This window comes from Herminiimonas sp. (genome assembly GCF_030645555.1).
GTDB lineage: Bacteria > Pseudomonadota > Gammaproteobacteria > Burkholderiales > Burkholderiaceae_D > Oxalicibacterium.
Genome location: NZ_JAUSME010000163.1, coordinates 1 through 10854, shown reverse-complemented (window position 1 = coordinate 10854; position 10854 = coordinate 1). Strand labels below are relative to the sequence as shown.

At 58.8% G+C, this 10854-nt stretch carries 15 protein-coding genes; 4 read left to right on the top strand and 11 right to left on the bottom strand.

The features are described from left to right. From Q7T06_RS06580 to Q7T06_RS06545, 8 genes are all read right to left on the bottom strand, one after another. Positions 1-1119: D-alanyl-D-alanine carboxypeptidase family protein (locus tag Q7T06_RS06580; RefSeq protein ID WP_304782218.1), on the bottom strand; the 1119-nt coding region annotated here is incomplete at its 3' end. A gap of 104 nt (positions 1120-1223) precedes the next feature. Beyond that, entirely contained in the window at positions 1224-1847 is a 624-nt protein-coding gene (locus Q7T06_RS06575) for an alpha/beta hydrolase (RefSeq protein WP_304782215.1), read from the bottom strand. A 55-nt stretch (positions 1848-1902) separates the two neighbouring features. Then, entirely contained in the window at positions 1903-2223 is a 321-nt protein-coding gene (locus Q7T06_RS06570; RefSeq protein ID WP_304782212.1) for a ferredoxin, read from the bottom strand. A 38-nt stretch (positions 2224-2261) separates the two neighbouring features. Next, positions 2262-3419: a VanZ family protein gene (locus Q7T06_RS06565; protein WP_304782210.1), complete on the bottom strand. Its 1158-nt coding sequence runs from the start codon at positions 3417-3419 to the stop codon at positions 2262-2264. Further along, complete coding sequence (locus tag Q7T06_RS06560; RefSeq protein ID WP_304782207.1) at positions 3389-4003, bottom strand: ABC-type transport auxiliary lipoprotein family protein; 615 nt, start codon at positions 4001-4003, stop codon at positions 3389-3391. Before Q7T06_RS06560 ends, Q7T06_RS06565 begins: the two co-directional genes overlap by 31 nt. Positions 4004-4024: 21 nt before the next feature. Then, complete coding sequence (locus tag Q7T06_RS06555; protein WP_304782204.1) at positions 4025-4942, bottom strand: MlaD family protein; 918 nt, start codon at positions 4940-4942, stop codon at positions 4025-4027. Between the two features lie 18 nt (positions 4943-4960). Beyond that, positions 4961-5800: an ABC transporter ATP-binding protein gene (locus Q7T06_RS06550; RefSeq protein WP_304782201.1), complete on the bottom strand. Its 840-nt coding sequence runs from the start codon at positions 5798-5800 to the stop codon at positions 4961-4963. Positions 5801-5811: 11 nt separating this feature from the next. Then, complete coding sequence (locus Q7T06_RS06545) at positions 5812-6936, bottom strand: ABC transporter permease (protein WP_304782198.1); 1125 nt, start codon at positions 6934-6936, stop codon at positions 5812-5814. A 101-nt stretch (positions 6937-7037) separates the two neighbouring features. On the opposite strand from Q7T06_RS06545, the gene Q7T06_RS06540 reads away from it, so the two are divergent. From Q7T06_RS06540 to Q7T06_RS06530, 3 genes are read left to right on the top strand one after another with little or no spacing between them, the layout of a single operon-like run. Next, positions 7038-7865, top strand: a complete 828-nt coding sequence (locus Q7T06_RS06540; protein ID WP_304782195.1) for a biotin--[acetyl-CoA-carboxylase] ligase — start codon at positions 7038-7040, stop codon at positions 7863-7865. Between the two features lie 4 nt (positions 7866-7869). After that, positions 7870-8649, top strand: a complete 780-nt coding sequence (locus Q7T06_RS06535; protein ID WP_304782191.1) for a type III pantothenate kinase — start codon at positions 7870-7872, stop codon at positions 8647-8649. Next, complete coding sequence (locus tag Q7T06_RS06530; protein WP_304782187.1) at positions 8643-9362, top strand: SPOR domain-containing protein; 720 nt, start codon at positions 8643-8645, stop codon at positions 9360-9362. Before Q7T06_RS06535 ends, Q7T06_RS06530 begins: the two co-directional genes overlap by 7 nt. Here Q7T06_RS06530 and Q7T06_RS13215 read toward each other — a convergent pair. The 3 genes from Q7T06_RS13215 to Q7T06_RS06520 are packed head-to-tail and all read right to left on the bottom strand — an operon-like array spanning position 9359 to position 10424. Beyond that, entirely contained in the window at positions 9359-9607 is a 249-nt protein-coding gene (locus tag Q7T06_RS13215) for a cysteine-rich CWC family protein (protein WP_370652347.1), read from the bottom strand. The two genes, Q7T06_RS06530 and Q7T06_RS13215, sit on opposite strands and share 4 nt — an antisense overlap. Next, positions 9604-9816, bottom strand: a complete 213-nt coding sequence (locus tag Q7T06_RS06525) for a zf-HC2 domain-containing protein (RefSeq protein WP_304782184.1) — start codon at positions 9814-9816, stop codon at positions 9604-9606. Before Q7T06_RS06525 ends, Q7T06_RS13215 begins: the two co-directional genes overlap by 4 nt. Before the next feature lie 14 nt (positions 9817-9830). Continuing rightward, positions 9831-10424, bottom strand: coding sequence for a sigma-70 family RNA polymerase sigma factor (locus Q7T06_RS06520; RefSeq protein ID WP_304782181.1), 594 nt, complete (start codon positions 10422-10424; stop codon positions 9831-9833). A gap of 128 nt (positions 10425-10552) precedes the next feature. On the opposite strand from Q7T06_RS06520, the gene argB reads away from it, so the two are divergent. Then, a partial coding sequence (argB, locus tag Q7T06_RS06515; RefSeq protein ID WP_304782221.1) for an acetylglutamate kinase occupies positions 10553-10854 on the top strand: 302 nt, incomplete at its 3' end.

The window sequence follows — 10854 nt, the reverse complement described above, 5'->3', positions numbered from 1 at the left end:
CGCGCGCCCGAACAGGCCGGCCTGGCCGACTTGTTCCAGGGCCAGCACCGGCACGTCGGCGATGACTTGATCTTCGGCAGACATCAATTGGCTGGTGCCGACCTGACGAGTCTGGTCTATAGGCGCCACCAGCGGATCCTTGCGTGCCAGTATCGGCTTGATCTTGCCGGCTGCGCCTTTCGGCAACGTCACATAGACATCATGCGTGAAGCCGATCTTGATCGTGTTTTGCGTGCCTTTCCAGACGCTAGGCGTGGCGATGGCTTCATTTTTTGCATACAGTTTGACGGTATCGAAATTCTGGAAACCCCAGTTCAGCAGCTTCTGGCTTTCCTGCGCGCGGGCCTGGTCGGACGAAGTGCCGAGCACGACGGAAATCAGGCGGCGCTGATGCGTGCCACTTGGGCGTTTGGCAGTCGAAATCAGGCAGTATCCGGCTTCCTGCGTATGGCCGGTCTTCATCCCGTCCACGCTCGGGTCCAGCCACAGCAGGCGATTGCGGTTCGACTGCTTGATTTTGTTGTAGGTGAATTCCTTGGTCGCGTAGATTTTGTAAAACTCTGGATGATCCTCTACCAGATGGGCGGCCAGCACTGCCAGATCGCGTGCGGTTGAATAGTTGTTCGGGCTAGGCAAGCCATGCGAATTGGAAAAGCGCGTGGACTTCATGCCCATGCGCACCGCTTCACGGTTCATCAGTGCGGCGAATGCATCTTCGGTACCTGCCACTGCTTCTGCCAGCGCCACGGCAGCATCGTTGCCGGACTGGACGATCAAGCCGTACAGCAAGTCATTGACCTTGACCGGTACGCGCGGCTCGATAAACATTTTCGAACTCTCGGCATCGACCTTCCATGCATTCGTCGATACCGTGATCATCTGGTTGATGTCCAGACGCTTGTCGCGGATGGCGGAAAAGGCGAGGTAGGCGGTCATCAATTTGGTCAGCGATGCCGGTTCGATGCGCATGTCAGGTTCATTTGACGCCAGGATCTGGTTGCTGGTCTCGTCGAGCAGCAGCCATGATTTGGCGGCGATGGTCGGGGCCGGAATGGATTGAGCAAATGCGGCAGAGAGCGTGAGGATGGTAACGGTGATGACCGCAAATAATTTTTTCATGGGGCTTAGTAGTAGGCGCATGCTTGATCGAAGCGTGCACCGATTAGGGAAAGGTTGATTATAGGCTTGCGGCACTTGGATGAGTGCAGATGCAAACAGTTCCATCAGCGGTGCCACATTTTTGTCACGTAATTCTTGATGTGATGCAGCTTGCGGCCGAAGAAATGATCGGCGCCGGGGATCACCAGTACCGGCAGATCCTGCGGCCGCGCCCAGTCGAATACAAAGCTCAACGGTATCGTTTCATCGAGTTCGCCGTGTATCAGGATGGTATCGGCAGGCACATTCGGCAGCGCCCATTTGCCCGGCGCGGAACCGACCAGCACCAGGCGCTCGGCTGGCGTGCCTTGCGCTTCCAGTCGTTGTTGCAGCCGGGTTTGCACAAAGGTGCCGAAGGAAAATCCTGCCAGCGCGAATGGCAGATCCGGGTATTGCTGCTGCATGTGCGCCAACAGTTGCGCCATGTCGTCGGTTTCGCCCACGCCTTCATCGTATGTGCCGCCGGTTTCGCCGACGCCGCGGAAATTCATCCGCACTGCAGCGTAACCGAGGGCGACGAAAGTGCGCGCCAGCGTATGTACGACCTTGTTATCCATCGTGCCGCCAAAGAGCGGGTGCGGATGCGCAATCAGCGCAATGCCGCGCGGTGGATGTGCAGGCAGGTCGAGCGCGCAGGCAAGTGCACCGGCGCTGCCTGGCAGAGAGAAGTACTGGGTCTGGGCGTTCATGCGTAGGTCTTTAAGTGCGAAAGGCAGTGCTGCAATTGCCAGCGCTGCGGGATGATCAGATTTTCAGGCGCTCGACGATTTTTCCGCCGACCAGATGCGCGTCGATGATTTCATCGATGTCGTGATTGTCGACATAGGTATACCAGGTACCTTGCGGATAAATCACGATGACCGGTCCTTCTTCGCAGCGACCCAGGCAACCGGCCTGATTGACGCGCACTTCGCCGCTGCGGCTGAGTCCCAATTCCTTGACGCGGGCTTTCATGTGTTGCTGCGCGGCGTGTGCGCCTTTTTCTGCACAGCATTCGCGGCCATCGTCGCGCTGGTTCATGCAAATGAACACATGCTGGCCAAAATGCAGTTTATCTTCAGTCATCAAGAGCTCGCGTTAAAGAGCGAAATGATACACCCGCATCATTTTCGTTTCACGCGATGCGTCGCATGCAGTAAAAACCATAGCGCAGAAAATGGCCACAGCAGCGACAGGAATTGCGCTGCGCCATTGAAGTTCAGGAATTTTCCCTGCACCCAGGTTTCCAGCGTGGCGATGAAATAAGGGTTGGCCGGCACCAGGTTGACGATGATGAAAGCGGCAATCAACAGCACTATGGCGGTGCGCCTTTGGCTGGGATGCGGCATGAAGATGGCGCCGGCCAAAAATCCCAGGCCCAGCAGCAAGCCGCCCTGAGAGCCGGGCGTCAGCCAGGAAAATGCATTCTCGGGCGAAAAGAGCAGGGCGGTGGCCAGTGCCTTGACCGCAAGTGCGGCGAGCAGCAGGGCCAGCAGCAAAATCACGCGCGGCGCCTTGGTGCGCAGCACGCACAAGAGCGCCAGCAATGCGCCGCTCATGCTGCAGGCGGTAATGACTGCTTCGGCAATCCAGTATTGTTCAGCGGTCAGCTGTGCGCCGTCGCGCAAAAATCCGCCCAGGTCGATAGGGTTTGCCAGCCATGCCGACAGCCATTCAGACAGGATGGGCAGGATTTGTCCATTGCCGAACAAATAGCTTTGCGGATAAATCTGCGCCAGCGGCCATAGCGCAAAAATGATCAAGCCGCGACTGGCCTGTGTGGTGAACCAGCGCTGCCGCAGATGGCGCAGACGGCTGCGTTCCAGCACGAAATGGCTGGTTTTGCTGCCGATCACGGCGCCTATCAAGGCGCCCAGGCTGTTGGTCAGGAAATCCAGATTCGACGCGACGCGATTCGGCAACAGCGTCTGGCTGGCTTCCATCGCGCCGGACACGAATACGCCAAAAAAAAGTGCCAGCAGGATAGCCGTGGCCCAGCGTATGCGTGGATACAGTGCATAGACGGTCAGGATGCCGAGCGGGATGTAGCCCAGGATGTTGATGGCCAGGTCGAAGCCGGTCCAGTAGCGCGGCATGCCGGCCAGCAGATAGGTTTCCAGCGGCAAGCCCATGCTTTGCCAGCCGTTGAACGGGTACAGGCTGGCATAAATGATCAGCAGCAGATACGCCAGCAAGCCGCCGCGCGCAAACACCGACGCTTGCAGCGTCGGCGCGGGTGACGGGGTCTCCGTCACTTTTTCGGCGGCAGCGTCGCTAGCCATACGGCCATTTCATTGATGATGGCATCGCTGGCGCTTGCCAGCGCGGCTGCGCCGCCTTGCGCATCTGCGCTGGCGGCGGGGATTTGTTTGACGAACATTTTTTGCGCCCGCAGTATCCGGCCGTCGAACAGCGATGCACGCATCGCAATGTGCGCACTGCTTGCGCCTGCGCTCTCGAAGGTCTGCGTAAAGTCATCCGCTTCCAGACGCAATGTCGGTAAATTGACCGCGCCATCGGAGGCCGGCACCACTACGCCGCCCGCCTGCGACAGGCGCGACTTTACGCGCAGTAAAAACAGTTGCGCCGGCGCCATCGTCCATTTGCTGTTTGCATACGGGCGCGGTTGCTGGTCGTTGGCGTAGTTGAGGCGGTAAAACATCATCTGGCTGTCTAGCCATACGGGCGCCTTGATGTCGGCGATGCTGATGGCTGGCAAAGGCGGCAGTGTATTGGCGGGAACTGGCGCATGCAGCGGGCCGAGATCAAACAGCGCCGCAGATGGTGCATCTGTCGCGCAGCCGCCCAGCAATGCACTGCCAGCCAGTGCGAGCGCGGCAAAAAATCGTAGCGATGGTTTCTTCATGGGTACCCTTGAACGATATTCTTATTTGCCGGCCGGCGTGCTGAAACCCGCTTCGCCCGGGCCGGGTTGTGCTGCGCCGGCGCCAAACAGTATGCTTTGCGGACGCTGGTTGAATGTTTCCATCGTCCGGTTGAGCGCGCGCATCGAGCTGCGTGTTTCATCTATCAGCGGCACGACTTCATATTCGACGATGGCCGCCGCCGATCCTATGTTGCCGGCAGCGTCGTTGAAGCTGTTCAGCGGACCGTCAGGTGCATTCAGCTTGCGCGTCAACACGCTTGCATCATCCGACAGCTTGTTAAGCGAAGTCAACATCCGGTCTGCCTTGAGCGCCAGCGCCGGCAGTTTGTCCAGTGCCGGTTGCAGCTGATCCGAGGCTCTGCCCACCTTGTTGGCGGCCTTGCTGACATCCGTGAAGGCAGCCAGTATGGATTTTTGATTCTCGTCCGACAGCATGGTGTTGATTCTTCCCGCCACTTCTTCCGTTTGCTTGAGTATCGCCAGGCCGCGCAGCTGCAGCAAATCGAGCAGGCCGGGCCGCAACTCGATGCGGGCAGGCTTCTTTTTGGATGATGGCATGAGGGTCGGATTCCGGCCGTCGTCGTCTAGCTGCACGTAGGCGAGGCCGGTCACGCCCTGGTAGCTGAGCGTGGCAAAGGTCGAATGCGTGATCGGCGTATCCTTGCTGACGCTGAAACGGATCAGGATCTGGCCGGGTTTTTGCGGATCGAACAGGACGGCGTCAACGCGGCCCACATCCAGCCCGCGATAGCGCACGCCGGCTTGCGGATTGAGGCCGGGCACCGACAAGGTCGTGGCAATTTCATAGGGAATCCGTTCGACCCGGTCGCGATTGAACCAGAGGGCAATCAGCGCGGCCGCGATCAACAGTACGATCGTGAATATGCCGGCCATCAATGCATGTGATTTATTTTCCATAATTGATTTTCAAAGTATTCAAGACGCACTTTCCGGTTGGTTTTCCTGCGGGTCGGGCATGGCCTCGATGGCGCGTTTTCCACGTTCGCCGCGGAAAAAGGTTTCGATGAACGGGTGCTTGAATTCGACCACATTACCCGGTTCGCAATACGTGATGATGTGCTTGTCGGCCAGTACGGCCACATGCGTCGATAATGCAAACAGCGTATCCAGATCGTGCGTGACCATGACGACGGTCAGCTGCATTTCTTCGTGCAGCGTGCGGATCAGGTCGACGAAGCTTTCCGATGCGCTCGGGTCCAGCCCGGCGGTGGGCTCATCGAGGAACAGCAGTTCCGGCTCCAGCGCCAGCGCGCGCGCCAGTCCTACGCGCTTGATCATGCCGCCCGACAGATCCGCCGGCATCTTCAATGCATGTTCCGGGCCGATGCCGGCCATCTGCAATTTCAACAGCGCAGCATCGCGTATCAATTCCTTCGGCAACACGCGCAATTCGCGCATCGGTTGCGCCACATTGTCGAACACCGTCAGGGCCGAGAATAGTGCACCGTGCTGGAACAGCATGCCCCAGCGATTGCGCAACTGCTGCAGCCTGAGTGCCTCGATGCGATTGATATCTTCACCGAATACATGCACCGTGCCGTGTGCCGGGTGCGTCAAGCCCAGCATCTGCCGCAACAGCACGGTTTTGCCGGAGCCCGAGCCGCCGACCAGCGAGACGATTTCGCCCTGCTGTATCGTCAGGTTCAGGTTTTCATGCACGATCACATCGCCGAACTGCGTACGCAAGTCCTCTATCTGGATGACAGGCGCCCCTGCTTCCGCTGCGCTCGCCTCAGCGTCGATGACCGGTTCCATCGCACTGTTCATCAGAATCCCACATCGCTGAATACAATCGCAAAGACGGCATCGGCCAGGATCACGATCGTGATCGCGCTGACGACGGAAATCGTGGTGCCGGCGCCCAGGCTTTCGGTATTCGCCTTGATACGCAAACCGAAGTGGCAGGCTACCAGTGCAATCAGGCTGCCGAATACCACGCCCTTGCCCAGGCCTATCCAGTAATTGGCCAGCGACACCGCATCCGGCAGTTCACGGATAAAGTATTTGTAAGACAGGCCCAATTCGATATTCGCCGCCACCATGCCTCCTATCAATGCCATCGCATCGGTCCATATCACCAGCAAGGGCATAGAAATCGCCAGCGCGATGACTTTCGGCATGATCAGCCGGTAACCGTGCGGCAAGCCCATGACCAGCATCGCATCGAGTTCTTCCGTTACGCGCATGACGCCGAGTTGCGCCGTGATCGATGAGCCGGAACGTCCGGCCACCAGTATTGCCGCCAGTAAGGGCCCCAGTTCCCGGATCACGCTCATGCCGAGTATGTTGACGAGGAAGATATCGCCGCCAAACTGATGCAATTGTTGTGCCGACAGATAGGACAGGACCACGCCGATCAGGAAGCCGACCAGCGCGGTAATCCCCAGCGCCTGATAACCGGTGTGGAAAATATTGGCGGAAATTTCCTTCCACGGCCCGCGTTGCACCTCCTTGGTGAAGCGGCCCAGGTCCATCACCAGCTGGCCGATCAGGCTGATGAAGCCGGTCAGATGATCCAGCAGGTTGTGCTTGATTTGCAGCAAGGATGCCAGTGCATACCAGTGCTGTTTCGGCGGGATTTTCAGTGCCAGCGGGCCGACTTCTTCCAGCCGCCGGAAAAAATCCTCATGTTGCGGTGCCAGCGTCAGTTGCGCCGGGCGTTGCTTGCCCCAGGCATTCCACAGCAATTGCGCGCCTATGTAATCCAGTGCGGCTATTTGCGACAGATCCCAATGCACCGTTTTTTCCTTGCCTGCCGTTTGTAGCGCAGTGCTGATGGCGGCCATTGCGCCCGGATTTGCCAGCGCACGCACCTGCCACGATCCGGCTGCCGTGGCGGTAGCATGGTCGTTCGGCGTATAGCTGAGGGTAGGCGATGCAGGGTTGAGCATGCAGGAAGTGTAAGGGAGAAACGGGCCAGCGTCACGTGCGTTGCCGCACGCTGGCCGCTGCTGCGGTTTCGCCGGCGCAGTCATCCCGCTACAATGCGCAGATGAATGAGCAAACGTATGCGCAAATAAATTTACTCCCTACCGCGCAGAGCCTGGCTGCCCTGTGCAGCCCTGACGCACAGGATATTGATATCCGGCTCGTCGCCGAGACGGGTTCGACCAATGCCGATCTGCTGGCCAGCGTGCCGCATTTGCATCGCCCCACGCTGCTGTGGGCCGGGATGCAAACTGCGGGCAAGGGGCGTGCCGGGCGCACCTGGCATGCTGCCGCCGGTGCGACCCTGACCTTTTCGCTGGCGTGGAAATTCGCCTTGCAGGCGCAGGCGCTGGCAGGTTTGTCCCTGGCGGTCGGCGTGATCGTGGCGGAAACGCTGGCATCGTTCGGTGTCGATGCGCGACTGAAATGGCCTAACGATATTTTAAGAAATGGCGACAAGCTTGCCGGCATCCTGATTGAAACCGCACTCGACAAGACAGACCGGCAGGCCATATGGACGATCATAGGCATAGGCATCAATGTTGCGCATGCGCCGGATTTGAGCGAGCAAATCGGCAGGGCGGTGGCCGACGCGCCCGAACTGGCGGACCAGCGCGCACGCTTCATCGCGGCCTTGCTCGATCGTTTCAGCCTGGCCTTGCCGCTGTTCGAGCAACAGGGATTCCCGGCTTTTGCGGCAGCGTGGAATGCGCTGGACGCGTATGCAGGACAGCAGGTGAATATACTGGAGCAGGGGAAAATACTGGCGCATGGCAAGGCGGCGGGCGTCGATCAGTCCGGCTGCCTGCTGCTGGCTACGGCGCAGGGCCGCATGGCGATCGTCGCCGGCGATGTATCGTTGCGAGTCACAGAAGAATACACGGAGGATTAAGCCGATGCTGTTACTGGTCGATGCAGGAAATACGCGTATCAAATGGGCGCTGCTCGATAGCCTGGCCAGGCCGGTGCTGGGCGCATGGCATGCGGCCGGCAGCGTGGCGCGTGCAGATGTCGCGCAACTGGCACAGGCATGGCGTGGCTGCCGGATCAACCGCGTCCTGCTGTCGAATGTGGCCGGAGCAGAAATGCGTAATGCGCTGGAACAGGCCGTGTTGCGTGCCACGGCAGGCCAGCCGGTCGCGCTGGAATGGTTTGCCTCGGTGGCTGAGCTGGGCGGCGTGCGCAATCATTATCTGCAGCCGGCGCAGCTGGGCTGCGACCGCTTTGCCGCCGTGATAGGCGCGCATGCGCTGTTCCCGCAGCAGTCGCTGGTGGTGGCGACTTGCGGCACCGCGACCACGATAGATGCAGTGAGTGCCGCGGGTGATTTCATCGGCGGCATGATATTGCCCGGACTGGGTTTGATGGCTGCATCGCTGGCAAAAAATACTGCGCAACTGCCGCAAGTTGCGCTGCATCTCAATTTGACGCAGCCGTTTGCAGATCATACGGATGCCGCCATCGTCAGCGGTTGTCTGGCTGCGCAAGCGGGCGCAATCGAGCGGGCGCTGGCCGCGTATGCAAACGCGCATCCGGACGCCGAAGTTTGCTGTATTCTGGCGGGCGGCGCGGCAGATTTGATCGCGCCGCATTTGTCTATCGCGTGCAAGCGCATCGACAATCTGGTGTTGATCGGCTTGCAAACGGTGGCTACCCAACCTTTACCCCCATGTTAAAAATCCTGTTCGGCTTATTGTTGGTGATCAATGGCGGCCTGTATGCATACCAGCATGGCTATCTGGACGCGTGGTCGCCATCCGGCCATGAACCGTCGCGTCTGAGCCAGCAATTGCATGCCGATCAGCTCAAGCTGATCCCGCTGCCCGCTGCTGGCACGGCAGTCGCTGCAAGCACGGTTACGGCTGCGGAGCCTGAAGCCGAAAAAAATCTGGCGCGTGCAGACAAGATGTCTGATGTGCTGGCATGTACCGAATTCGGCAATTTTGATGCGGCCGAAGCCAAGCGCTTTGAAACGCAACTCGCTGCGCTCTCGCTCGGCGAGCGCCTGACGCGTCGCACGATACAAGAGAATGTGCGCCACATGGTGTATATCCCGCCGCTGGCCAGCAAGGAAGCGGCTGACAAGAAGGCAGGCGAACTCAAGCAGCTGGGTGTGACGGACTTCTTTGTGATCCAGGATAAATCGGCGCTGCAGTGGGGCATTTCGCTGGGTATATTCAAATCGGAAGAAGCGGCGCGCAACCATCTGGCCGCGCTGAATCAAAAAGGCGTGCGCAGTGCGCGCCTCGGCGAGCAGGGTTCGAGTGTGAGTAAATTTGCCTTCCAGCTGCGCAACCTGGATGCTGCCGCCAAAAACAGCGTGGGAAAAATCAAGGAAGATTTCCCGCGCCAGGAAATGCGCGAATGCAGTACTCCGCCCGCCCGCTAAACGCCAGGCCTGTCTCCAGCGCTGGCGTGCGCGTCTTCTTTCTGCTGTTCTTTCTCAAGTAAACGCCGCGTTCGCAACGCCGTCAGGCAGTCTGCGCACATGCAGGTTTTAGCCTGGCTGTCTGCATCCCGCACTGCCTGTTTTTTTGCCGCAGCCGGCAGTGCGCTGCACCAGCATCGCATGCCATCCTTCGTGTCGACCATGCCGCAGGAAAACCCGGCGCCGCATTGCGAGCACAGGCTCATTGATCTCCCGGGCGTGTATCGCGGCTGTCTATGGCCGGCAGTTTGCGCATCGCATCGCGCAGCAGCGACATTTGCTTATTGAAGGTGCGGCAGGCGCCGCACGCCATCAAGTGCACGCGCATGCGCAAACGCTCGATGAGCGTCAGGCGACGATCCAGTTGTTCCGATGTCAGGCGGTGCACTTCGCTGCAAGTGGGTTTGAGCCCCATACAAATTCCCGTTATCAATTGGCCTGGCCGCGTTGCGGCTGATTGCCGAACCAGTTCAGGTCCAGGCATTCGCGCAAGCGGACCCGTGCGCGATACAGGATCACCCATGCATTGGTCGCGGAAATATCCAGTTCCTTACAGATTTCATCGGTTTCCAGTTCCAGCCATTCGCGCATCATGAAAATTCTTGCGGTTTTGGCCGGCAACTTCTCCAGGCAGATTTCCAGCGTCCTGAAAAAATCCTGTTGCTGCAGGCTGGCGACCGGATCGCCCCAGCTACGCGGCATTTCGTGCGTATGGCCGTTCGCGGCGAACAGCGCATCGATCACGTCTTCTTCCGATTGATCGTCTTGCGGCGCTATCTGGCACATGCGCTTGCCGGCGCGCAAGGCGTCGATGATCTTGTATTTGATGATGGCCGTCACATAGGTGCGCAAGGAAGACAGACCGGCAAAGCTGGCGGGTTTTTCCAGTACGGCGATCAGCGCATCCTGCACCAGGTCTTCCGCCCAAGCCTGATCGCGCAGCTGCAATAGTGCAAAACGCATCAAAGTGGGGCGCAAGGCTTCCAGTTCGGCTGCAAGATCGGGATATGGATGGCCGCTCATCTCAGGTATTTGTCAATTGGGCAATATGGCTGTGGAATATTTGCGGTAATTCAAGCAAGAGCCGGGAAATGAAGCTGCATTCGCTGTAAAATCGCGGTCATCCATTTTCAGGACCCGCCATGACCGATATGAATGCCGATCTTACTGTAGTTTCGCCGCAAATACAGGCGCAAATTCTGGCCGAGGCGCTGCCGTATATCCGCAAATTCCACGGCAAGACCATCGTCGTCAAATACGGCGGCAATGCCATGACCGACGAACACCTGAAACAGTGTTTCGCCCGAGACGTGGTGCTGCTCAAGCTGGTCGGCATGAATCCGGTCGTCGTGCAAGGCGGCGGTCCGCAAATCGACAACGCGTTGAAGAAAATCGGCAAGCAAGGTACCTTCGTGCAAGGCATGCGCATCACCGATGAAGAAACGATGGAAGT

Coding starts and splice junctions, on each gene's coding strand:
- Q7T06_RS06575 (WP_304782215.1), bottom strand. CDS start 1,847: ATGAACGCCCAGACCCAGTACTTCTCTCTGCCAGGCAGCGCCGGTGCA.
- Q7T06_RS06570 (WP_304782212.1), bottom strand. CDS start 2,223: ATGACTGAAGATAAACTGCATTTTGGCCAGCATGTGTTCATTTGCATG.
- Q7T06_RS06565 (WP_304782210.1), bottom strand. CDS start 3,419: ATGGCTAGCGACGCTGCCGCCGAAAAAGTGACGGAGACCCCGTCACCC.
- Q7T06_RS06560 (WP_304782207.1), bottom strand. CDS start 4,003: ATGAAGAAACCATCGCTACGATTTTTTGCCGCGCTCGCACTGGCTGGC.
- Q7T06_RS06555 (WP_304782204.1), bottom strand. CDS start 4,942: ATGGAAAATAAATCACATGCATTGATGGCCGGCATATTCACGATCGTA.
- Q7T06_RS06550 (WP_304782201.1), bottom strand. CDS start 5,800: ATGGAACCGGTCATCGACGCTGAGGCGAGCGCAGCGGAAGCAGGGGCG.
- Q7T06_RS06545 (WP_304782198.1), bottom strand. CDS start 6,936: ATGCTCAACCCTGCATCGCCTACCCTCAGCTATACGCCGAACGACCAT.
- Q7T06_RS06540 (WP_304782195.1), top strand. CDS start 7,038: ATGAATGAGCAAACGTATGCGCAAATAAATTTACTCCCTACCGCGCAG.
- Q7T06_RS06535 (WP_304782191.1), top strand. CDS start 7,870: ATGCTGTTACTGGTCGATGCAGGAAATACGCGTATCAAATGGGCGCTG.
- Q7T06_RS06530 (WP_304782187.1), top strand. CDS start 8,643: ATGTTAAAAATCCTGTTCGGCTTATTGTTGGTGATCAATGGCGGCCTG.
- Q7T06_RS13215 (WP_370652347.1), bottom strand. CDS start 9,607: ATGAGCCTGTGCTCGCAATGCGGCGCCGGGTTTTCCTGCGGCATGGTC.
- Q7T06_RS06525 (WP_304782184.1), bottom strand. CDS start 9,816: ATGGGGCTCAAACCCACTTGCAGCGAAGTGCACCGCCTGACATCGGAA.
- Q7T06_RS06520 (WP_304782181.1), bottom strand. CDS start 10,424: ATGAGCGGCCATCCATATCCCGATCTTGCAGCCGAACTGGAAGCCTTG.